Source organism: Paractinoplanes rhizophilus (assembly GCF_042664765.1).
Taxonomy (GTDB): Bacteria; Actinomycetota; Actinomycetes; order Mycobacteriales; family Micromonosporaceae; genus Actinoplanes; species Actinoplanes rhizophilus.
The window spans coordinates 6,083-27,771 of sequence record NZ_JBHTBJ010000062.1; the positions used below are offsets into that span (position 1 = coordinate 6,083).

General features: G+C 68.1%; 19 protein-coding genes. 12 read left to right on the forward strand and 7 right to left on the reverse strand.

Translation table 11 applies throughout. From position 1 onward, the window contains the following. Nucleotides 1-2,017 (forward strand): ATP-binding protein (locus ACFQS1_RS38265; protein WP_378977541.1); only part of this gene is annotated, 2,017 nt, incomplete at its 5' end. 154 nt (nucleotides 2,018-2,171) lie between these two features. On the opposite strand, the gene ACFQS1_RS38270 is transcribed toward ACFQS1_RS38265, so the two are convergent. Next, nucleotides 2,172-3,656, reverse strand: a complete 1,485-nt coding sequence (locus tag ACFQS1_RS38270; protein WP_378977543.1) for a recombinase family protein — start codon at nucleotides 3,654-3,656, stop codon at nucleotides 2,172-2,174. Nucleotides 3,657-4,612: 956 nt separating this feature from the next. Here ACFQS1_RS38270 and ACFQS1_RS38275 point away from each other — a divergent pair. From ACFQS1_RS38275 to ACFQS1_RS38295, 5 genes are all read left to right on the forward strand, one after another. Then, nucleotides 4,613-5,548 (forward strand): hypothetical protein, encoded by a 936-nt coding sequence (locus ACFQS1_RS38275; RefSeq protein ID WP_378977545.1) that lies wholly within the window; start codon nucleotides 4,613-4,615, stop codon nucleotides 5,546-5,548. Beyond that, nucleotides 5,548-6,042 (forward strand): hypothetical protein, encoded by a 495-nt coding sequence (locus ACFQS1_RS38280; RefSeq protein WP_378977547.1) that lies wholly within the window; start codon nucleotides 5,548-5,550, stop codon nucleotides 6,040-6,042. Before ACFQS1_RS38275 ends, ACFQS1_RS38280 begins: the two co-directional genes overlap by 1 nt. A gap of 421 nt (nucleotides 6,043-6,463) precedes the next feature. Then, complete coding sequence (locus ACFQS1_RS38285) at nucleotides 6,464-6,703, forward strand: hypothetical protein (RefSeq protein WP_378977549.1); 240 nt, start codon at nucleotides 6,464-6,466, stop codon at nucleotides 6,701-6,703. A 246-nt stretch (nucleotides 6,704-6,949) separates the two neighbouring features. Further along, on the forward strand, nucleotides 6,950-7,480 hold the full coding sequence (locus tag ACFQS1_RS38290) for an RNA polymerase sigma factor (RefSeq protein ID WP_378977551.1): 531 nt from the start codon (nucleotides 6,950-6,952) through the stop codon (nucleotides 7,478-7,480). After that, nucleotides 7,470-7,646, forward strand: a complete 177-nt coding sequence (locus ACFQS1_RS38295; RefSeq protein ID WP_378977553.1) for a hypothetical protein — start codon at nucleotides 7,470-7,472, stop codon at nucleotides 7,644-7,646. The genes ACFQS1_RS38290 and ACFQS1_RS38295 overlap by 11 nt, the downstream gene beginning before the upstream one ends. 454 nt (nucleotides 7,647-8,100) lie before the next feature. Here ACFQS1_RS38295 and ACFQS1_RS38300 read toward each other — a convergent pair whose 3' ends face one another. Then, a complete protein-coding gene (locus ACFQS1_RS38300; RefSeq protein ID WP_378977555.1) occupies nucleotides 8,101-10,092 on the reverse strand; it encodes an NACHT domain-containing protein in 1,992 nt (663 codons plus the stop codon). A gap of 581 nt (nucleotides 10,093-10,673) precedes the next feature. After that, a complete protein-coding gene (locus ACFQS1_RS38305) occupies nucleotides 10,674-10,922 on the reverse strand; it encodes a hypothetical protein (RefSeq protein ID WP_378977557.1) in 249 nt (82 codons plus the stop codon). A gap of 28 nt (nucleotides 10,923-10,950) precedes the next feature. Between ACFQS1_RS38305 and ACFQS1_RS38310 the strand changes: the two genes are divergently transcribed. The 5 genes from ACFQS1_RS38310 to ACFQS1_RS38330 all read left to right on the forward strand — a co-directional run bounded on the left by ACFQS1_RS38310 (nucleotide 10,951) and on the right by ACFQS1_RS38330 (nucleotide 16,834). Beyond that, the gene (locus ACFQS1_RS38310) at nucleotides 10,951-11,892 is read left to right on the forward strand and encodes an aldo/keto reductase (protein ID WP_378977559.1); all 942 of its coding nucleotides are present in this window, start codon (nucleotides 10,951-10,953) and stop codon (nucleotides 11,890-11,892) included. Nucleotides 11,893-12,089: 197 nt separating this feature from the next. After that, nucleotides 12,090-12,746 carry a class I SAM-dependent methyltransferase gene (locus ACFQS1_RS38315; protein ID WP_378977561.1) on the forward strand — a complete coding sequence of 219 codons (657 nt, stop codon included), beginning with the start codon at nucleotides 12,090-12,092 and terminating at the stop codon, nucleotides 12,744-12,746. A 15-nt stretch (nucleotides 12,747-12,761) separates the two neighbouring features. Then, nucleotides 12,762-13,106 (forward strand): trypco2 family protein, encoded by a 345-nt coding sequence (locus ACFQS1_RS38320; RefSeq protein ID WP_378977563.1) that lies wholly within the window; start codon nucleotides 12,762-12,764, stop codon nucleotides 13,104-13,106. A gap of 37 nt (nucleotides 13,107-13,143) precedes the next feature. Then, a complete protein-coding gene (locus tag ACFQS1_RS38325) occupies nucleotides 13,144-15,954 on the forward strand; it encodes a tetratricopeptide repeat protein (protein ID WP_378977565.1) in 2,811 nt (936 codons plus the stop codon). Next, complete coding sequence (locus tag ACFQS1_RS38330; protein ID WP_378977567.1) at nucleotides 15,911-16,834, forward strand: class I SAM-dependent methyltransferase; 924 nt, start codon at nucleotides 15,911-15,913, stop codon at nucleotides 16,832-16,834. The genes ACFQS1_RS38325 and ACFQS1_RS38330 overlap by 44 nt, the downstream gene beginning before the upstream one ends. 634 nt (nucleotides 16,835-17,468) lie before the next feature. Here ACFQS1_RS38330 and ACFQS1_RS38335 read toward each other — a convergent pair. Then, the gene (locus tag ACFQS1_RS38335) at nucleotides 17,469-17,744 is read right to left on the reverse strand and encodes a hypothetical protein (protein WP_378977569.1); all 276 of its coding nucleotides are present in this window, start codon (nucleotides 17,742-17,744) and stop codon (nucleotides 17,469-17,471) included. 344 nt (nucleotides 17,745-18,088) lie between these two features. Between ACFQS1_RS38335 and ACFQS1_RS38340 the strand changes: the two genes are divergently transcribed. Further along, nucleotides 18,089-18,544: a hypothetical protein gene (locus ACFQS1_RS38340; RefSeq protein ID WP_378977571.1), complete on the forward strand. Its 456-nt coding sequence runs from the start codon at nucleotides 18,089-18,091 to the stop codon at nucleotides 18,542-18,544. A 95-nt stretch (nucleotides 18,545-18,639) separates the two neighbouring features. Here the strand turns inward: ACFQS1_RS38340 and ACFQS1_RS38345 are convergent, their stop codons facing one another. From ACFQS1_RS38345 to ACFQS1_RS38355, 3 genes are all read right to left on the reverse strand, one after another. After that, a complete protein-coding gene (locus ACFQS1_RS38345) occupies nucleotides 18,640-18,786 on the reverse strand; it encodes a hypothetical protein (protein ID WP_378977573.1) in 147 nt (48 codons plus the stop codon). 88 nt (nucleotides 18,787-18,874) lie between these two features. After that, nucleotides 18,875-19,012: a hypothetical protein gene (locus ACFQS1_RS38350; RefSeq protein ID WP_378977575.1), complete on the reverse strand. Its 138-nt coding sequence runs from the start codon at nucleotides 19,010-19,012 to the stop codon at nucleotides 18,875-18,877. A gap of 874 nt (nucleotides 19,013-19,886) precedes the next feature. Beyond that, nucleotides 19,887-21,263: a tetratricopeptide repeat protein gene (locus tag ACFQS1_RS38355; RefSeq protein ID WP_378977577.1), complete on the reverse strand. Its 1,377-nt coding sequence runs from the start codon at nucleotides 21,261-21,263 to the stop codon at nucleotides 19,887-19,889. Nucleotides 21,264-21,689 lie beyond the last annotated feature (426 nt).

A 21,689-nucleotide genomic window follows, 5' to 3' on the forward strand; every position in this document is an offset into this window, starting at 1 on the left:
CGTTGCGGCCGCCGGCGCGCCGAAGCAGGCACGGCAGTTGGCCATAGCCGCCGAGCAGACGGCCCAGTCCATCGCCGACCCGGACTGGCGAGCGCAAGCCCTGACCGAACTGGCCCGCACCGTAGCCGCAACCGGTGAGCACGAATATGCCCGACGGCTCGCCACCGCCGCCGAACAGATCACAAGCTCCATCACCGACCCGGCCCGACGGGCCCAGGCCCTGACCGAACTGGCCCGCACCGTAGCCGCAACCGGTGAGCACGAATATGCCCGACGGCTCGCCACCGCCGCCGAACAGATCACAAGCTCCATCACCGACCCGGCCCGACGGGCCCAGGCCCTGACCGAACTGGCCCGCACCGCAGCCGCAACCGGTGAGCACGAATATGCCCGACGGCTCGCCACCGCCGCCGAACACACAGCCCGATCCATCACAAATCCGAACCGGCAGGCACAAGCCCTGACCGAACTGGCCCGTGCCGTCGCGGCCACAGCCAAGCACGGCCTGGCGGAGCAGATCGCCTACACCATCGACGACCCGATTTGGCGGGCGCAGGCGTTGACCGACTTGGCCAAGGCGGTTGCGGCAGACGGCGAGCACGAACGAGCCGAAAGGATCGCCAACTCGATCACTAACCCGAACCGGCAGGCACAAGCTCTGGCCGATTTGGCCAAGGCGGCTGCGGCAAACGGCGAGCACGAACGAGCCGAAAGGATCGCCAACTCGATCACCAACCCGAACCGGCAGACGGCCCTGACCGACCTGGCCAAGGCCGTTGCGGCAAACGGCGAGCACGAACGAGCCGAAAGGATCGCCAACTCGATCACCAACCCGAACCGGCGAGCACAAGCTCTGGCCGACGCAACCCACGCAGCCGCAGCCGCCGGCGAACACGAACGAGCACGGCGGCTGGCCAGAAATGCGGAGCAGTCCGCCAACTCCATCGATCCCATTAGAGGCGCGAGCCAGAGGTCGCAAGCCCTGGCAGATGCAGCTCGCGCTGCCGCGGCCGCCGGCGAACACCAGCGGGCCGAACAGATCGTCAGCTCCATCACGGACCCGAGCTGGCGGTCGCAAGCCCTGGCAGATGCAGCTCGCGCTGCCGCGGCCGCCGGCGAACACCAGCGGGCCGAACAGATCGTCAATTCCATCACCGACCGGAACCGGCAGGCACAAGCCTTGACGGACTTGGTTCACGCACTTGCGGCCGCCGGCGAACACGAGCAGGCTGAGAAGATCGCCAGCTATATTGCAGACCCGGAACGGCGTGCACGTGCCCTGACGGACCTGGCTCGCGAGACTGCGGCCGCTGGCGATCACGAGCGGGCCCGGCAGTTTGCCGCTGATGCTGAACAGATCACCCGCTTGATCACCAACCCGAATCAGCGGGCTCAGGCGCTGGCTCGGCTAGCCCAGGCCGTTGCGGCCGCCGGCGCGCCGAAGCAGGCACGGCAGTTGGCCATAGCCGCCGAGCAGACGGCCCAGTCCATCGCCGACCCGGACTGGCGAGCGCAAGCCCTGACCGAACTGGCCCGCACCGTAGCCACAACCGGTGAGCACGAATATGCCCGACGGCTCGCCACCGCCGCCGAACAGATCACAAGCTCCATCACCGACAAGGACTGGCAAGTGCGGGCACTGACGGATGCGGCCAAGGCAGCCTCGGCAGCTGGGGAGTACGACCGTGCCGAGCAGATCGCCAACTCCATCACCGACACAGAAAAGCGGGCACAGGCCCTAACTAGCTTGAGCAACGATGCTGACCCTGTCACTGCCCGATCGTTGATTGTAGCCGCGCTTGCCGTCGGGCAATGGACGATTCCGCTGGAGGCTATTGGTCGTATCGACACCGAGGTCCTATCCGGTTTCGCGGATGAGTGCATCCTCGGTCAAATAGGGCAACGTGTCTCTGCCCAACAATCGTCGCCGCTCGGCGTGCGAAGCTATCGAAATTCCGCACTACGCCAAGGAAACATGCCTCGCGCAACGTCCAGACCGCGACACCAAACAGAGTAGCCGGCCGGCGAGTCTCCAATCGGGCGGATTCCGCAATAGCCAACGCCTATTTGACTGCCAACTGGACTCATCACAATCGCCGCGTTTCACCCAATGCCAAGCGCAAGGTTATGTATAGTCTTGTTCGGCCCGGACACGTTAACCCCCAAAGAGATCATTCACATTTCGGGTCATCTCGATGGGGGTTTCTCTTTCCCGGCCTCCGCTGCGGGATCCATTGGCCGAATCCACTCTTCTTTCGGGTCGGACCGGTGGGCAGCGGCAGGATGAGCTGGCCGTTGCCGAGAGCCTCTTCCACCAGCTCGTCATGCCGTTCCGCTTCCACCGGCCGGCCGTTGGATTCCCCGTCATCCTGGGCGAGATCTTCGAGTGTCACCGTGTCGGGGCCGCACACGATCAGTCTGTCCCGTGCCCGTAGATGAGCGGCCACCTGGCCTGCATCAGCACAACCCGTCAACTCGGTGCCGCATGCGGTGAGGACCTGCTCGACGATGCGCGCCTGCGACCAGTACACCCAACGCGGCCCGTCCGCCTCGGCCGGCTGCGCACTGGTGTGCCCGTGCCGGCAACGGTAGCCGGGCCGCCGGTTGACCCAATGTCCTTCCAAACGGCGCCCGCACACCCCGCACACCAACAGACCAGTCAGCTGATACCGGTGCACCCGGCCGTCCTCCGGCATCGCCAGAACAGTGACCTGCTGCGCGGCGAGGAAGTCGGCGTCACTGACCAGCCCGGCGTGGGTCGCCTCGCTGGAGATCACCCAGTCCGATCGCGGGTTCCACACTCGCACCGGCCCCCGGCTGGATCGCTTGTCCCCTGGTACCGCCTCCCGGTGATCGGTGAACTGCCGGTTCCACACCTGCCGGCCGGTGTACCGCGGATTCGCCAGCATCGCCGCCACCGTCCGCAACGTCCACACCGTGCCGTGGCGATGCCGGTTCCGCGCCTGGTCGTACATCCCCGGCGACGGAACACCACGCTCATTGAGCAGCCGCGCGATCCCCGCCGCACTCATCCCCTCCAACCGGGATGCGAACATCCACTGCACGATCCCGGCGGTCACCGGATCCACCTCTAGCCGATGCCGCCGTCTATCCCAGGCCGCGTGCATCGCCTTCGGATGCGGGCCCGCATCCACCAAGCGGTAACCGTAGGGTGGCCGGCCGCCGAGGTTACGGCCCTGCTCCCGGACCTGGGCCGCCATCGCCGCACTCGTCCGGAACCTGTTCCGCAGCACCTCGCGCTCCGCCTGATGCCCCAGCATCATCAGCAACGCTTGATGCTCCGACCGGCCAAAGTCCACCGGGCCACGCGCCTCCGGCAACCACACCGCCACGCCGAACGACGCCAGCAACGCGATCACCACCTGCGCCTCGCCACCGGCGAACGCCCGCTCGAACTCCCCCACCACCACAGCATCAAACCCACGATCCGGGTCCTCCGCGGCCGCCAACAACGCCGCCGCCTGCGGGCGGCGCGCCCACGGCAAACTCCGCGACGCACCCGCGTCGAAGAACTCCACCACGGTCCGCCCACGCCCCGCGATCACCCGACCGGCCGCCTCCACCTGCCACGCCCTCGACGACACCGGATCCTGATACTCCACCGTCGAGATCCGCCCGTAGAACGCGAACCGCAACCCACCCCGACCCGGCCCAGCGAACGACCGGCCACGACGCCGCACGGTCTGCGGCACCTCAAGCCAGGAATCAAACGAGCCGAGCGCCGACGAAGACGAGCTGGGAGACGGCATATCCATCACCGCGATCCGAGAGGATGAACTCCCCTACCGCTACCACCGACCAGACAGTCCAGCGATACCCCACCCTCGACAATCACCCTGCCGACGCTCGGCCCGACCTGACTATCACTCCTGCGGGCAGTCGACCGCGTTCGGCTGCGACCGCCGTCTCCTGCTCGCCAGCTCGACTCCCACGCGTGCCGAATCGACAACGTGGGCGACTCGGGCCCTGAAGGACACGAAGACTCGGCTCAGCTCCGCCCGATTCATGATCAGATGCGGCACAAGTAAACGATGTCAAACGACTACGGAACGTAAGCCCATGATCGTTTAAGCTCGCCGCCTACTGGCGGCGCGTGCGCCCTGAAGCGAAGCAGCAGTTCATGATCGGACAGTAACCTCCGGCCGGGCTGCAAGCCAGCGGTGCCCGTGATGGCGTGCTTCAACCACGACCGCATAGGGCCTACCCCGCGTCGAGGTTGGCGTGCCGTTCGGAGAACGTGGCCGGGCCGGCGATTATCGGATCAGCGTTGCGCGAGCCGGCGGTGGACGCGGGAGATGACCTCGTCGGTCATGCCCAACGCTGGCAGCGACTCGCAGAGTAATTCTGACCCTCGCAAGATCACTCGCAACCTAAGTCTGACACTCGCAACCATCCGCGATACAGGACAGTTGAACCCGCAGGCCAAAGCGCTAGTGCCCCGACCGCGAACGGACTGGCAGGCTCGCGTATTCGATTGGTGCGAGTTCTGCGTCGGCAGGCTGCCGTGGTTACTCGCTGTAGCCGCCGAGATGCTCGTCCCGGGCAGCGGCACCGTCCTCCACCCGTAGCGCGCGCACCGACCGTCCGGCTCATGGCATTGATCTTCTTCGAAGCGAAGAATTCCGGGCATGACGATCGGACCGCATCGGCGCTACTCGTTTTCGCCAGCTACGTCCAGGGACTCGTCGACAAGCAAGTTCTCGGCATGGAGGCGTTGGAGCGGCTGGGCGAGCTCCTCGATGGGCCTGGCACCGGGGCCGAGACTGCCGAGTTCCGCCGGGCCGGCGACCCAGCGCACCTCTGTTACCTGGAGAAACTGCAGAGCATCATCGGGCAGCCGGGATTCCCGCGTGATGAGGCGCGGGGGGAGCTGCGCCCGATCGCGGCCCGGCTGAGGGCCGAGCAGGTGGAGCGAGAACAGTCCGAGGATAAGACGAGGTGGCTCGGGATGGCCGACTGTCAGGTGTGCAATGCGAGGGTGCCGGCGATGGGCGTGCAGGTCGGTCGCCGGGGCAGCCCGTCCGGCTGCTGCGCCACCTGTCACGTGCTGGCCTGCGAGCACCACGGGCATCGCGACGGCAACGTCCCAGAGTTCATTTGCGTCCAGTGTGACCCGAACTTCGCCGCGGCCTGCGCGGCCGTGCTGGCTCAGTTGGCAGGCGGGCAAGGCCTCACCGCGGACCTGCAGGAGACGGCCGCCGGCTACCCCCGATACACCGACGTGCGGCCGGGCGACCTAGCCCCCCGGTGGCTGGCGCCGTCGGTCGCCGATTTCCTGGCCCGGCGTCCCGGATACAGCAGGTCTACGGAGTTCGTGACCGCCTTCGAGCGCAGCTCGGTCCGGCTGCCGCCAGGCAGCGAGGTCGACCCCGGACCGCTGTACGCGTCGTGGCAGCAAATGCCCCCCGATGCGGCCGGGCTGCTGCACCTGGCGGCGTTCATCTGCGTCAGGTTCCACCTGGTTGAGGGTCACCGAGTCGACCCCAACCTGGAGCGGTTCGCGAGAACGCTGTCCCGGGGCGACTGATGGTGCCCCACCCGGTCGTCGCGAAGAGCGGAAACCCGTGGACCCTGCGGCACCACAGCTCGGTCTCCTCCGCGAAGGTGGCCACCATCGCCGAGGACGCGCTCGCGACGATGCCGACACACGTCCGGGTGATCGCCGGGAGCCGCGCGCGTAGCTTCCGGGTCGAGACGAGGCCGGGCGCCACTGGCGAGCAGATCTTCGTCGCGAAGGACATCCTGCCCGACAAGAGCACCTGCGAGGTGCTCGTCATCGGCCGGGCCAGCTACAACTGGGCGCAGCTGAAATCCGGCCCGCGGGGGCGGCTCGTGCTGGCCGGACTCGTCCTGCTCATCGCCGGCATCGTGATCCAGGGAGTCCTGGCCGTCGGCAAGATCCATCCCTACGTCGCGGCGTCCGACGCCACCCTGACGGCGCTGACCGTCGTCGCCCTGGTTTTCCAGGTCACCGGAGGCGTCCTGGCCTTCGTGATCAACGAGCTGTTGCGCAGCGATTGATCGGGATCGCGAGCTTCTCCAAGACCGTCATGGGCCGATCAGACGGTTGGTGGCGCGTTCGGATCGGCGTCACCGTGACGCCGATCCGAACGGCCGTTCATCCACTATCGCCAGCCAGAACGTGCGCGAGCTGCGGATTTAGGTTCAAAGACAGTCTACTGGCAGGCTCGCGTGTTCATGTGGCGCGAATGCCCCGCTTCTACTCGCCAAGCAACTACTGTGCGCGACGGTGGCCAGGGGTCTATTGGCCTAGCCGTAGTCTCCGGGCTGAATCAACGGCAACGCTGGTCAGCAGCCATAATTCAGCACATCCGGCACCGTGCTCTTTTGGACGAATTGCACGGCAGGCCCGTTGCCGTGCACTACCTCCGGAGAGCCTCCGAGCGGGAGGTTGGAGCGGTTGGGAGATCACATGTCGGAGATGAACGACTTTGTCCAGGAGTCGGCGGTAAGCGTGGCGCTGGCCCCGGAGGCCGGCGAGCCGCGCGAGCGCCGGCTCCCGGGCGGCGACGACGTCGGCAAGCTCCTCATGGTGATGAACGGCGCCCTGGTCGGGGTGCCGGCGGCGTACGCGGTGTCGGACTCGGTCGCGGTCACCCTGATCGCCACCGTCCTTGCGGTCGGCCTAGTCGTCGCGCACCTGGCGCAACGGTGCCGGTGATCCGCGTCCGCCAAGAGGGTTCAGAGATTTCTGGGAAGCCTTGCACGTAGAGCGCTCGCCTCGTACTTAACCTCCGAAGAGCCCAGGTCGCTGTTCATCGGCCGTCGTCGCGCACGACGACCGATGTGCGCCTGCCTGGCGCAAGAGTTTCGACCGGAAAAGCCGGTCGAGCGCAGAGAAGGAGATCGCTATGTGCGAGCAACAACCGCTGCGCCGACTTTGTCGGCCTTTAAGGAGGAAACACCCATGCCGTCACAGATCAAGATCCAGCTCCCCGATGAGCAGCTGGAGGAGTTCGCCGCCTTCTACGAGGGGGACCGCAGCCGGCTGGTCGGACTGCTGATCCGCGCCGGGGCGTCCCGGGCGGACGCTGAGGATGCCGCGCAGGAGGCGATGCTCGCCGCTCTGAAGGATTGGCCCACCATCGCCAGCCCGAAGGCGTACGTGCGCACGGTGGCCACCCGGACGCTGTACCGCACCTGGGAAAAGGCCGAGCGCGGCGATATCGCGGAGCGGCGCGTCACGCAGGACACCATGGTGGCGGCCCTCGACGCCAACGAAGACGCCGACAAGGCGCTGGAAATGCTGGCGGCGCTGTCGCCCGCACAGCGGATGGCGTTCGCGCTGCATGTCGACGGCCACGACGACGCTGAGATCGCGCAGATCACCGGGACGCACCCGGACACCGTGCGGTCGAACCGGCGCTACGCTCGCCAGAAGCTCATCCGCATGCTGGACTCCGAGTCGATCAGGAAGGAGGCAACCCATGGACCGTAACAAGAAAATCGACAAAGAGCTGGCCCTCGACCAGCTCATGCAGCGGGCGTCCGCGTCGATCGTGAAGTCCCTGGACGCCACGGTCGACGTCAAGCAGCGCCTGCATGATCTCCTGCGCGAGGCCGGGGTCGACCCGGCCCTCGTCCAGGAGCGAAGCCGGCGCTGAATCTCGGCGCGTGCCCCGGCCAGCAGCGGCCGGGGCACGCCGCTATCGTTGATTTCGGGCTGGAAGCAGTCGGCTCAGGCGAGGCATTCGACGCCGATGCCCACCGCGGCGGCCGCGGTTGCCTGGAGCGAGCGCCGCAACCTCGCCTGAGCCGGTCGACTGGCAGGAGTGCGTATTCGTTCGGTGCGAGTTCTTCGCGAAGGGGTAGCCTCCGCTACGACCTGTGATCGCCGCTTTCGGTCCATTTAGGGAGTGCCCTGACCTGGCGCCTCGTCTGGCCTTCGGCGCTCCGAGACGGCACTCGGTCGGAATCACGACACCGCCCGGGCATTGTCAGCGAACGCACCACCCCGGAAGCCATTTGTGGACGCGCTGCTCGGACGGAAGCAGACCCGTTGGGCGGCGACGCAGGTCGTGAAAGGCCCGGAATATTCGTCTCTATGACGGCGATCGATCATGTGCGCGGCACTGGTGCATCGGTGTCAGCGGGCGTAGATGTAGCGAGGAGATGGTCTTGCAGGGCGGCGTGACGGAACTGGTAGATGGCGCCGGCCCGGCGCAGGACCTGCCGGTCCGCGGCGGTCTTAAGTAGCGCTATGAACCGCACCCGGCGCCCGCGTGCCATCACCAGCCCCTCGGCGATTGCCAGGGCGCCCGCGGCGCCCGGGACCCTGAGCCCGAACATGCCTCCGAACACGACCACGAGCCCGACCGCGAGCCCAACCACGAGCCCGCCTACAAGCACGAACCCGACCCCGAACACGACCATGAACCCCACCCCGACCACAAGTCCGGCCACAAGCAAGCGACGGAGGTCGACACTGTAGGTGTCCTCGGGGCTCGCCGCACCCACGGTAGGAAGTGGCTTGCTCCAATCCTCTATGACCGCTGAAAGCCCGCCCACAAGCCCGACCACGAGCCCGATCGGGAGCCCGACCGCGGGCTCGACCACGAGCCCGACGATTAGCCCGACGACGAGCGCCAACAGGAGCCCGACCACGAGCCCGACCACGAGGCCGCCGCGGGTTAGCCGCCGCACAGCGATCATCCTCGGTTCAGTCCCCCGACCGGTCGTGAGGCCAACCATGAGCCCAACCGGGGGGCCGATCGCCAACCCGCCCACGAGCCCGAACATGAGCCCGCCAATTAGCCCAGCCACGAGTCCACCCAGAAACCCGACCACGAGTCGGGTGAGGGTGGTGCGGGCGGTCCAGGTGGGGATCTCCCACCAGCGGATATCCCGGGTGCCGTGCAGGTGCCGGGCGATCCAGGTAAGCCAGAAGAGAGCGCGGGCGTGTTCGGCGGGGTCCGGGTAGGCATGAGCTAACAGCCGTGTGAACAGGTGGCGGCGTAGCGCGTCGGAGCTGCGGTAATCGAGCAGGCCGATCGGGTCGGCGGTGGTGTGGGTGTAGGTGTCGCGGGCCAGGTTCAGGGCGAGGGGGTCTCGCAGGGTGCGGGCGGCGACGCTTTCGGGGTGGGCTGTCAGGTGGGCGGTGACCGCGCACCACGCGGTGTAACGCTCGCCGATCTGTTCGTGCAGCAGGAAGGTGCAGGCGTCGTCGAGGGCGACCGGTTGCAGGTCGATGACCGCGGCGTTCCAGAGTCGGTGCAGGCCGATGGCGTGTTGGTATTCGTCGGGGCGGCTGGTCAGTACGACCGCTAGGCCTGTGGTGGCTTGGTCGATGGTGTGCAGGGCGCGGCCCCGCGTGGGTTCGGGCATCTCGTCGAGGCCGTCGAGGAACAACGCGATCCGGCCAGCCTCCAGCAGGGTACGGGCGGCGCCGGGGCCGCCGTGCCCGGCGAGGCCGGGGTAGTCACGGTTGAGGGTGCCCGCGGCCCAGTCGATCAGCGGGGTCGTGGCGGGGTTCCAGCCGCCCAGGGTTACCCAAACCGGCACGAATCCACCCGCGCCACTCCCGCTGTCGGTGTTGGTGGGTGGGGCGCGGTGAATGAGGATGTCGATGAGCAGTAACAACATCGCGGTGGTCTTGCCTGCTCCGGGCCCGCCCAGGATGACCATCCGGGCCGGGGTGGGCAACTGCTCGTACAGCTGCCGAAGTCGGGTGATCTCCCCTGCGGTCAGCAGTGCCGGCCTGTCGGGCCCGGTCAGGTCGGTGGCAGGGGTCGCGATGTCCGGGCCGGCCCACTGCCAGGACACCAGCGCCGGGGCCGGCGTTGTGATCCGACGGTCCTTGGCCTGCCGCTGCCAGGCTGACAAGGTCTGCTGCGCCAGATACTCCAGCGCCGCATCCAGTCGCCGCTCGACCTCGTCGAGCCCGGGTAATTGGGGTCCCCTCGGCCACAACGCCAGCACGGCCAAGACGACCCCGACCGCGCCGGCGAGCCCGCCGACCACATTGGCCCGGCCGACCAGATCTTCACCGCGGGCCCGGTACATCCACGCCAGCGCGGCGGCGCACCCTGCCAGCGCGACCGCGATCATCACCTTGCGTATTCGCGAGGTCACAGCCCATTGTGGCCCACCATCCCACCTGACGGAATTGCCCCTCAGGCCACGACGGCGCTCGCGCGGCGACCGCGGCTTATACCGGCACGCTCACCACAGCCGGACTGACCGCCGTGTTCGCCCGCGACGCGGGCCGCCGACGCGACGCCCGCAAAGTCCTCAAGATTCTGCTCCCCGCACCGCCGACACCAACGCCGAAACGAGGATCAATAGGGTGGTGAGACACGCCTCGCCGGGAGGGAACGCCACACAGCGGGTAGTCACGCTCTGTGTAATGGAACCAGCCGGCATCCGATGGGGGAATCCCGCATCTATTGCAACGGCGCGGCCGTGGCGCGATGGTCAAACTACATGCCGAGCAAGGTTGGATACCACGACCTCTTCCATGATCTCAGTCCGCTGCAAGGCGAATGCCCACTAGGTTGGCAGGTCAGAACGCCTCATCGGGGCGTGCGACACAATCACCGGTCGCGGAATCGCATCTGATCGAACAGGCGACGGTTGACTGGCAGCTTGGCGTATTCGTGTGGCGCGAGTGCCGGCCCACCCGGCCGTGCTGGTCACTCTGCGTCGTCTGCCTGATGAGGTTCGGGGTCGGTGGTGATGGCGGTCCACCGCTGCCGTAGCCATTGCTTGAGACGCTGATCCACCAGAGTGATGCCGCCAAATCCGGCGACCGCGAACCCGAGGGCGATGAACGCGATGCCGCCCAGCCGCTCGTTTCGGCCAACCACCACGAAGCTCCCGTCTCGCCAGGCGTCGCTCTCAGCGTGCGGCTCACCGGGGCGCCGGGCAAGCGCAGGGGTCATTACCCACCGCGTGGGATAGGCTCGCCGGGTGCGACCCGAGATCGCCATGCGCTTCGGCCGCATCCCGGGCGTCGAGCGCGACATCTCCCGGCTCGTCATGGGATGCGACAACCAGAAGACGCTGTCCCACGCCGCCGCGCTCTTCGACGATTTCGCCGATCGCGGTGGCAACGCCTTCGACTGCGCACACTGGTACGGCGAGGGCCTGATGGAGCGGCTCCTCGGCGAGTGGATAGCCGATCGCGGCATCCGGGACGACGTGGTGATCGTCGGCAAGGGCGGGCACACTCCGCATTGCGACCCGGAGTCGGTCGCCCGGCAGATCCCCGAGAGTCTCGAGCGGCTGCGGACCGATCGCATCGATCTGTACCTGCTGCACCGCGACAACACCGAGGTGCCGGTCGGCGAGTTCGTCGACGTGCTCGACGAGCACGCCCGGACCGGGAAGATCGGCGCGTTCGGCGCTTCCAACTGGGGCATCGACCGGTTCGAGGAGGCGAACGCGTACGCGGCGGCCCGCGGCCGGACGGGCTTCGCCGCCCTGAGCAACCACTTCGGACTGGCTCGCGCGCTGGACGTGCCCTGGCCCGGCTCCCGGCACATGACCGACGACGTCAGCCGGGAATGGCTAGAACGCCGGGCGACCCCCCTCCTGGCGTGGTCGTCACAGTCGGGCGGCTTCTTCGCCGGGCGCGCGCGGCGGGAGGACCGTTCCGACGACCAACTCGTGCGCTGCTACTACCGCGAGGACAACTTCGAACGCCTCGATCGCGCGCGCCGGCTGGGCGCCGACCTGGGCGTCGCCTCCACGGCGATTGCGCTGGCGTACGTCCTGGCGCAGCGGTTCCCGGCCTTCGCCCTGATCGGACCGCGGTCGATCGAGGAGACCCGGTCGTCGGCGGACGCTCTGGCTGTGCATCTGACGCAGGAACAGGTCGACTGGCTCGACCTCCGCGAGAAGCGCGCCTGAGCGGCCGCAGTCGCCGACCGGACAGCGATGCGCGGCCGGCCATGCCACTCTGGCTCCACCAGCGGCACCGCTCATGACCTCTCGCCCTGGGAGTCGCCGTGGATCTTCATGGGCTTCAGCGAAACTGGGACCACCTCGGGACGGCCGATCCGATGTGGGCAATACTCTCACTTCCCGGCAAAGGGAGCCACCGGTGGTTGTCCGAGGACTTCTTCCGTACGGGTGAGGAAGAGGTCGAGCTCACCTTCGAGCGGATCACCAGCTTCGGGTACGAGATCAGACGGGCCAGCGCCCTCGACTTCGGGTGCGGCGTCGGCCGGCTGACCCAGGCCATGGCCACGCGGTTCCAGATCGTCGACGGCGTCGACATCGCGCCCTCCATGGTCCGCCAGGCCCGGGCGCTGAATCGTCATGGTCTCCGATGCCGGTACTTCCTGAACAATGCGCACGACCTCAAGGCCTTCACCAGCAACTCCTACGACTTCGTTCTGTCCCTTCTCGTTCTGCAGCACATGGAGCCGAGGTACAGCTCCACCTTTATCGGCGAGCTGGTGAGAGTTCTCGCCCCCGGCGGCATGCTGGTCATGAACATGCCCAGCCAGGTCTCCCTCTCCCCGCTCGGACTCATGACCGCCGCGGTCCCCCGGACCGTGGTGAACGCGGTCGTCGCGACCAGGCGGGGACGCCATGGCGTCCGCGAGGTCCATCGCCTACGGCGAGAGGCGGTCCGGGAGATAGTGCGGCGGGCCGGCGGCACGACTTGTGCCGAGGAGGCCGACGTGGCCGCCCTGGGCAAGAGGTGGAAAACCTACCGGTACTACGTAGGCAAGCGGCGACCCAGCCACGAGGCGTGAGAGGAAGACAGTCCCATGGACGAGATAATCGGCATCCCCGACGCTATCAACAGCCTCCGAGCCGCCCTCGCCGATGCGATCGACCGGGGCCGCGGATCGTCGATCAGATTCGAGGTCGAACCGGTGGAGCTGACGATGCAGGCGGTGATAACCAAGGATGCCAACGGCCGGATCGGCTGGGGCGCACTGGGCATCGGCGGGTCGTACTCCGCCGCCACGACGCAGACCTTGAAGCTGAACCTGCGGCCGCTGATGGTGCGCCCCGACGGGAGCGTCACGTCAGACTTCACCATCGCCGACGATGCGTCCGCGCCGCAAAGGTTCGGTCCGCGCGACGATCCGGCGGCCGCGGACGAGTAGCTCCGCGCGGACATCCCAGCGCCGACGGGACGATGCCATGGAGTGGGGCGGTATCTCCACCAAGCAGGTGGTCGCGGTCATCGCCACGCTGGCCGACGGGCGCGAACAGGTCGGGTCCGGCTTCCTCGCTCTGCCCGGCCGGGTGGTGACGGCGGCGCACTGCACCGTCGACAAGCGGACGCAGGAACAGCCGGCCGCGCTCTCAGTCGTTCGCGCCTTCGACGGCGAGCGGACGACGGCCCGCGTCCGGGCCGCCTCGGACGAGGTCGATGTGGCGGTCCTCGAGGTCACGGCGGACTGGTGGCCGCACACCGCGATGCCGGCCCAGTTCGGCCGGGTGGACCGCTCCCGGAGCGGCGAGTTGCACGACTGCGAGACGGTCGGCTATCCCGTGTGGCAGTTCGACCCGGCCAGCCACCACCGGGACCTGGCCGAGTTCCACGGGACGATACGCCGGACCGAGGACGCCGGCTCCCACTATCTGGTGATGCGGGACCGGCTCCTCGAGTCCGTCGCGGCCGAGGCCGCCTTCGGTCCGGACGTCCGGTCGTCCTGGGGCGGACTGTCCGGGGCACTGGTGTTCTACGCCGGCATCGCGCTCGGTGTGGTGGTGCAGCATCAGCGCCGGCAGGGACGGGCCGCGATCCGGATCGTGCCCTTCGACCACATCGCCGGAAACGCCCATGCGACCGTACGGGCGATCGCGGTCGAGCTGGCCCTGCCCTCCCCGGAGTCATTGCCGCTCGCCCAGCCGGCCGCCACCGCGAAGACCCAGGCAGAAGGGGTGCGGGCGGCCGGCTTCGCGCTGCCGCCGGAGGTTCCGCACTTCACCGACCGGCAGGACGTCGTCTCGGCACTTCGCCGTCAGCTGCTGGACGATCTGCGGACGCCGGGCGACACGCCGACGATCGCGGCCCTGTCGGGACCGGGCGGAATCGGGAAGACCGCCCTGGCCCTCCATGTCGCCCGCGACCTGAGGTCCGAGTTCGCCGGCGGGGCGATGTACCTGAATCTGCACGGTCTCGAGTCCGACCGGCTCGACCCGCACGTCGCGATGACATCGATCCTGCAGCGGCTCGGCGTCGTCGCCGGCGCCGTGCCGGAGAGCCCGGCGGAACGGGTCCAGATGTACAACGACCGGCTCTCCGGCATGCGGATGCTGCTCGTGCTGGACAACGCGCGGGACGAGCGGCAGGTCCGGCCGCTCATCCCGTGGTCCCGCACCAACGCCGCCATCGTCACGAGCCGCACCGTGCTCGCCGGGTTGGAGGAGGCCCACCTGTTCCGCCTGGACGTCCTCGCGGCCGAGGAGGCGGTGCTTCTGCTTAGCAGGACCGTCGGCGACCACCGCGTGGCGTCCAGCCCGGCCGACGCGGCCGCGATCGTGACGATGTGTGGCTACCTTCCGCTCGCGGTCCGGATCTGCGGTCGTCGCCTGGCGGCCCGACCGGGCTGGAGCCTGGCGACGTTGCGGCGACGCCTGGAGGACGAGCGTCAGCGGCTGGCCGAGCTCTACGCCGGTGATCTCGAGGTGCGCGCCTCGTTCCAGCTCAGTTACGCCGATCGCAACGACGAGGAGAGGTCGGCCTTCCGCCGGTTGGGCGTGCCCACCGTCCACAACATTCCGTGCTGGCTGTTGCCCGCGATCGTCGAGGAACCGGCGCCCGACGCGGGCCTGTTGCTCGAGCACTTGGCCGACGCGGAACTCATCAAGGACCTCGACGTCGATGCCTCCGGCGTGCTCAGGTACCAGTACCACGATCTGCTTCGCCTGTTCGCCCGGCAGCTGTCGGCCGAGGAGGATCCGCCGGAATTCGCTTCTCGCTGTGTGGAACGGGCGGCGGGGGCCTATCTGTACTGGGCGGAACGGGCCGACGCCCAATTGCGCCCGGACCGGAAGCGGACGATCCTCACCGGGCCCGCCGTCCGCGTCCGCACCGAGAGCGCCGAGGTCGAGACGGTTCTGCGGGAGGACCCCCTCGCCTGGTTCGACAGCGAGCGGGAGTCGCTCGTGGCGCTGACCCGGCAGACGTACGACTGCGGGCTCTGGGATGCGACGTGGGAGCTGGCGGGCACGCTGTCGGACTTCTGCGACATGCACGGCCATTGGCACGATTGGGCAACGGTCAACCAGCTGGGGCTGTCGGCGGCGACCGAGGCCGGTGACATCCGGGCGCAGGGATACATGCTCCATCAGCGGGGCGTCCTCGACCGGCTCCTGTCCCGGCTCGACGACGGTGCCGACCATCACCGGGGCGCGTTGGCCCGGTTCCGCGAGGTCGGCGACCGGATCTGGGAGGCGCACACCATCCGGGAGATCGGCATCATCTACACGGAACAGGGCCGGCTGCCGGAGGCTCTGACCGAGCTGCAGCACGCGCTCGGCATGTTCCGCGAGCTCGATCTGCCGCGCTGGACCGCCTACACGCTGTACTGCATCGGCGAGGCGCACCGTGCCGAGGAGAGGCGGGAGCCGGCCGGAGCGGCGTTCGCCGAGAGCCTCGCCATCGCGCGCCGGATCGGCGACGACCGCGTCGAGGCGATGAGCCTCTACTCCGTCGGCCGTGTCCTGGCCGCGGAGGGCCGGTGGGACGAGGCGGCCTTGTCGCTGGAGGCGAGTCTGGCCGCGTTCAGCCGGGTGGGGGACCGGCTCTGGGTGGCACGCAATCACCTGTGCCTGGGCGACATCGCGATCCGGACCGACGGGTCCTCGGCGGCGGTGACTCACTGGTCGACCGCCGTCCGGCTTCTCGAGGATCTGGGCGCGCCGGAGGCCGCGACGGCGAGAAGGAGGCTCGACGAGAATGCGACCGGCGAAGGGCAACCACCCGACCTCGTCCGACGGTGACACGGATGGCCGGGATCTCGACGGGACCGGCGGACGGGACGGGAGCCTGTCGCTGGACTTCGGGCGGTTGAAGGACCACGTCCTGGCTGCGATCCCCTACCTCGCGACGGTGGCTCACCTGCGACGCGGCTACGCCACGCACGCCGACGGCGGCGATGTCGCCCAATGGGGGTCGCGGCGGACCGTGGTCCGGCACGTGGCGAACTACAGTGCCGCGGCCATGCTCGCCGAGCAGCTGTGTCCCGGGGCGCGGCACGTGCTGGACGTGGGTTGCGGTACCGCCGCCGTGGCGGGCTGGCTGGCCGGCCAGCTCAGCGTGCCGCTCCATCTGCACGACCGGGACGCCGCCGTCCTGGCCGTGGCGGACCGGGCATTGCGCCCGGCCAGCATCTCCACCGACCTCGCCGCGGCTCCGTGCGCCGACGTGGTGACGGCCATGGAGGTGATCGAACACGTCGAGCGCCCCGCGCAGGCGGCGTTCGTCCGGCAGGTCTTCTCGCGGGTCTCGGACGGTGGTCTTCTGGTGCTGTCCACACCGGACGAGAGCCGCTATCCGCGGGGCACCTCGGCCTATCGGCCGCACGTCGGCACGCTGACGTTGCCCGGGCTGCGCGAGCTGCTGGTCGCCGGCACCGGCCGACACCCCGTGGTCTGGCGCATCGAGGGTGGCGCCTTCTCCCCGTCCGTAGTGCGGCGGTACTCGGAATGGACGATGAACCACGTCCTCCCCCTCGATCTGACGCGGAAGGGACTGTCCCGGCTGCCGCGGTCCGGCCCGCCGGACGGACGCGGCGGCCGCGCGCTCGACCGGCTGTGCCGGATCAGGGTCGGAACGCTCACCGACGACGGCACCGGCCTCATCGCTCTGGTCCTGAAGTAGGACCGGTCGTCAGGCCGGCAGGGTCAGATCCCGGCGGCGCCACAGACTCACGCCGGCCGCGGCCAGCAGCGCGAACCCCGGGCCGCGATCCCAACGCCCTGGACGTCCCGGCCTTCATCGACCCCGTCGGCGACCATCCGCGACGAACTGGTCGCCGCAGCGTGGCGAGCTGGCAATCGCAATGTCGCCGAGCTGGCCCGCGTCGCCTGACGTAACCGGCAGGCGATCTACGAGGACCTGCGCAAGCAGGCTCGCCCGGTGCCGCACCCTGCTGCTCGTCGCTGGCGTCCGGGCGGTGATCACCTTCGCCCACCCGGCCGCCGCGCACGGCGATGACGGCGTCGGCGCCTGTTGGACGAGCTAGCGGAGCGTCGCCACTTGGGCCTGTCAATGCCGTTCTTCGGCGACCAACCCGGGCGCGTAAGGTGAATCGCAACCTGTTCCGGACGGCTCGCAAGATCACTCGCAGACTTGCCCGGACGCTCGCTAGGTTCGCGCGCACCAGACACCGCCCAACGATCCCGTAGCCGTCGGAGCAACCCGCACTTATTGGCAGGGTTGCTTATTCGTTCGGTGCGAGTTCTCCTCATAGACAGCCACGACGCTCACTGAGCGTTGTTGGCCTCCATGCAGGTCATCGACCGGGGCGGCGCGGCAGCCGAGCCACGTGGGTAAGCCAGCGCCATCCGGCGTTTGCAATGCTGCGTACTGCGCGAGTGCCGTACAACACGACGGCGAGCACGATGCTCAGGTGCCCCAGGACCAACGGCACGACCGCGAGCGCCCATTGCAGCGCGGCGGGCAGCCCGGCGGTGTACGCCTCAAGCGCATCAAGGATGTTGTCGAGCATCTCGCCGACCGACTCGAGGAACTCGACAAGGTACTTGGTCTTGCTGTTCGGTGTCGTCACGGCGGGGACCGTGCTGAGGCCCAGGCGCGCCGCATTCACCTCGCACCCGCCCGGGCTCACCCGAACGGATGGATATCAGCGGCCTAACGGACAGCCGGCTTGCCCGGCACTACCACCGCGGCCGCGCTGGTTGGAGTGCACTGACTGGCAGGCTCGCGTATTCGTATGGTGCGAGTTCTCAGCCGATTCGCAGCCGCTGTCACTACCGGTAATCGCTGTCCCCAACCGCTCGAACCAGTAGGCGAGGTTGCTGCAGGCGGCCAGGGCCGTAAGTGTGTCGGGGCCGAGAACCCGTAGTTGGGCCAGCCGCCTGTGTCCGACCGATGCGTTGCCAGAATGGCGCGGTGGCATGGGAATGGATCGCGCCGGTGACCGCCGGCGCTGCGGGAACGATGGGCGCGTTCTTCACCTGGCTGACCGGCCGGCAGGGCCGCGCACAGGTTGCCGAGCTGTCGGCGGCCGCCGATCGCCGCACGACGCACGAGCGGATCGAGACACAGCGTCGTAACGCCTACCTCGGGATTCTTCAGCTGGCCCAGATCAACGAGCAGCGGGAGAAGTACAAGAGACGCGGAGACACGGAGAAACTGGCCGAGCTGACTGCGCAGTGGCCACGGAATACGCGGATGAGCATTCTGATCGAGCATGAGGCGCTGTTCGAGCTCTATGGAAGCCCAGAGGCCCGCGCGATCCTGGCCACGTGGACCGATCTGCCGGATCCGCATGATCCGGCCTGCTTCGCTGAGTTCTGCCGCGAGTTCCTGGCGGTCGCCCGCCACGACCTCGGCCTAGACCTGTAGCCACGCACTGGTTTGAGCAAGACATCCGAGGGTTCGTTCTTGTCAAGCTGGAGGGTGGAGGACGCCGCCCGCCGACGGGCCGCGCGGGTGGTGCGCTACGGGGCCGGCGGTTTCGGGCCTTCGGCGATCGTCTGCTCGAGCAACTGCCTGGCGTCGAACCGGTTGGTGGCGGCGAACTGGTTGGAGGCAGCGGCCCGCTTGGGCCGGGGCAAGGTCCGGGCGTCGCCGGCCAGCGTTCGCACTCGCGGACACGCTTGCTGCTGCGACAGACCGGATGCGCCCCCGCCGAAGTGGTAGGAGCGCATCCGGCCTGCTAACTTTTGGGTGTTGCTAGAGCATCACGGGCCAGATGATCACTGCGATGAGCATCATCAAGGCTCCGAGACGGACGGTGCGCTCATTGCTCTGGACGGCGTAGCGCACCGTACGTCCCACCTCTGCGATTGCTGCTTCCAAGGTCTTCTCCACCTCCTCTCCGCGCCCCACCCTCGATTACAGTGGGTAGCTGCGGCAAGAGTAGCGATCGCACGCTCCTGCCGCCACACTGGACAGACGAGAGCTGCCCTCAGCACCCCTGATGGCCTTGTTATAGCAGGTCCATGAACTTATATAAGAACGAGCAGAACGAGTTGGAAAGTAAAGTTCGCCGTCGCGAACCTCACAGACAGATTCAGAAAAAAGATAACCCAAAGTAACCAACGTTCGAATATTGCCAAGTTTCACAAGCCCCCGCTGCCCCGCATCAGAACGATCGGCAAGCGGTGATCATCGATGGATTTCCCGCGCCGCGGAAACCGCCGCGCCAGGTCAGCCCCGAGATCCGGCCCGCATCAGACGACTGCTACCAGTCTGACTGGAAGCCGCTTGGCCGGACCCCATGCCACCACCGCCGGGTTGCCCTGCCCCCGCCAGGGCCATCCTGCGAGGCGCGATCACGGCCCCGCCGCCGGACCCGAGAGTCGATCGCGGCGGCCTGGCGGCGGACGATCCAACCCACCGGGCCTCGAGCACACCTGGCCCTCGCTCCGCCGCAGTCGCCCCGGACGCCCCTGAAAACCCATTGTGACTTCCATCACAGCGCCGGCGGGCAAGGCATCCGAGGGCTTGTTCTCGTCAACTTGAGGGGCCGCTGCGTGATCGAACCAGCCTCCGTCGGCGCTAGTGGTAACGCCTGCCAGGTTCAGGCCCGTGCGGTCGCCGAGGCAGCGGCAGGCGCGAGAGATTGGCAACCTCGCGTATTCGATCAGTGCGAGTTCACCGGCATAAGGCTGGAAACCACGTTGGGTGATGATTCATCTTCCTTGGCAGGACTGATGACTATGGCTGTGAAGCTCTGGCGGCCCTACGTCGCCAGCGGGCGACCGCTGGTGGCCAGAGTGTTGGCGTGATCGCGCCCCAATACCCGTACCATGTCGTCGAAAAGGTGCGCGAAGGCGGTGGCGGCGCCAGCGGGGTCGCCGGCCTCACCACGCCACATGGCGAGGTCGCCGCGGGTGGCCAAAGTGTCGGGATGGTCCGGGCCGAGCACCTGCATCTGATCATCGAGCAATAACTGCAAGGCTGCGGCCGCGCCGGTGGGGTCGCCAGCGGCACCGTGCCACTGGGCAAGGTCTCCGCGGGTGGCCAGAGTGTTGGGGTGATCGCGCCCGAACACCCGCGCAACGTCGTCGAGGAGCTGGCGGTAGACGCTGGCGGCGCCGGCTGGGTCGCCGGCCTGACCACGCACCTTGGCGAGCCCCCGTCGGGTGGCCAAAGTGTCGGGATGGTCCGGGCCGAGCACCCGCATTTGATCATCCAGCAACAGCTGCAAGGCTGCGGTCGCGCCCGCATGGTGGCCGATCTCGCCTTGCCAGCGGGCGAGGTGGCTGCGCGTGGTCAAAGTGTCGGGATGGTCCGGGCCAAGTACGCGTAGCTGATCATCAAGGAGCTGTCGGTAAGCAGAGGCGCGACCACCAGGCAAGCCGTACAAGGCGAGGAGGCCGCGGGTGGCCAGGGTGTCGTGGTGGTCGGGGCCGAGGACGCGCAGCTGGTCGCCGAGCAACTGCTGCAAGCTCCCGATCGCGCCTGCGTGGTGGCCGAGTTGGCTGTGCCAACGGGCGAGGTGACCACGGTTGGCCAAAGTGTCGGGATGGTCCGGGCCAAGCATTCGCAACCTGTCGTCGAGTAACTGTTCGAAGGCAGCGATGGCAGATTGGACGAGGCCGGTCTCCCCGAGGCTTTGCGCGGCCCGGAACAGGACGTTGTGAGGACTCGGCGTGAGCAGAGCGTCGCCGACGTGGTGGCGTAGGGCGGTGGTGTTGTCACGCAATGTCTGGCTTTGGCTAGGGTCGCGTTCGATGTAAGGCCAGATGGCCAGGAGAGCGTCAGCGGCGGCCTTGGCCACCTCGGACACCTCGTCATCAGTCAGGGGTTCCCTAAGCACGCGTTGGACCAGGCCGTGCACCCGGACGGTGGTGTCGTCAACGGTGACCAGGTTGAACCGATGCAGGCAGCGCAGCCCGGCCGTGACCGTATCCTCATCCAGCTCCAGCAGAGCGGCGGCCTGGTGATGCAGGCTGCGGGCGTAGCTCAGCCAGGTGCGGGCGGCTGGCGTGGTGAATGCCGACAGGGGTATGCCGGCGGGGTCGAGCACGCTGGCCAGCCGCAACAGCGGGGTAGCCAACAGGTCGGGACGGGCGGCGTCGGCGGCGTCCACCGACAGCGACAGGGTGACGGCCACGGTCCGCGCGTAGTCCTCGGGCAGATCGGCCAGCGGGGGGACGAGGTCCTCGAGGCGTCGGCGCCGGTCGACCTACCGGCGCCGGTAGGTAGAGCAGGACACCCCGTCATCGAGCATGAACGCGGTCGCCTGAGCCAGCGCCAGTGGCAGGTACCCCAGGTCGGCAGCCAAGCCGTCAAGATCGTCGGCCAGTTCCGGGGTGTCGGCCAGGCAGGCAACTGGCAGGGTTGCGTATTCGTTTGGTGCGAGTGCCCGTCTGTTCGGCTGGACCGATCACTCTGTGTTCTGGGTCTGGCGGGTGTCGGGGTACGCGTGAATGTGCCCAGCCACGTACGGATGAACGTGCCCAGGTCCTGGCGTTCAGGGGCTGCGGATCGGGTGAGACTTCGTCCTGTTTGAGGTGATTCAGGGACGGGGGCTGCGGTG

Coding starts and splice junctions, on each gene's coding strand:
- ACFQS1_RS38275 (WP_378977545.1), top strand. CDS start 4,613: ATGGCATTGATCTTCTTCGAAGCGAAGAATTCCGGGCATGACGATCGG.
- ACFQS1_RS38280 (WP_378977547.1), top strand. CDS start 5,548: ATGGTGCCCCACCCGGTCGTCGCGAAGAGCGGAAACCCGTGGACCCTG.
- ACFQS1_RS38285 (WP_378977549.1), top strand. CDS start 6,464: ATGAACGACTTTGTCCAGGAGTCGGCGGTAAGCGTGGCGCTGGCCCCG.
- ACFQS1_RS38290 (WP_378977551.1), top strand. CDS start 6,950: ATGCCGTCACAGATCAAGATCCAGCTCCCCGATGAGCAGCTGGAGGAG.
- ACFQS1_RS38295 (WP_378977553.1), top strand. CDS start 7,470: ATGGACCGTAACAAGAAAATCGACAAAGAGCTGGCCCTCGACCAGCTC.
- ACFQS1_RS38305 (WP_378977557.1), bottom strand. CDS start 10,922: ATGACCCCTGCGCTTGCCCGGCGCCCCGGTGAGCCGCACGCTGAGAGC.
- ACFQS1_RS38320 (WP_378977563.1), top strand. CDS start 12,762: ATGGACGAGATAATCGGCATCCCCGACGCTATCAACAGCCTCCGAGCC.
- ACFQS1_RS38325 (WP_378977565.1), top strand. CDS start 13,144: ATGGAGTGGGGCGGTATCTCCACCAAGCAGGTGGTCGCGGTCATCGCC.
- ACFQS1_RS38330 (WP_378977567.1), top strand. CDS start 15,911: ATGCGACCGGCGAAGGGCAACCACCCGACCTCGTCCGACGGTGACACG.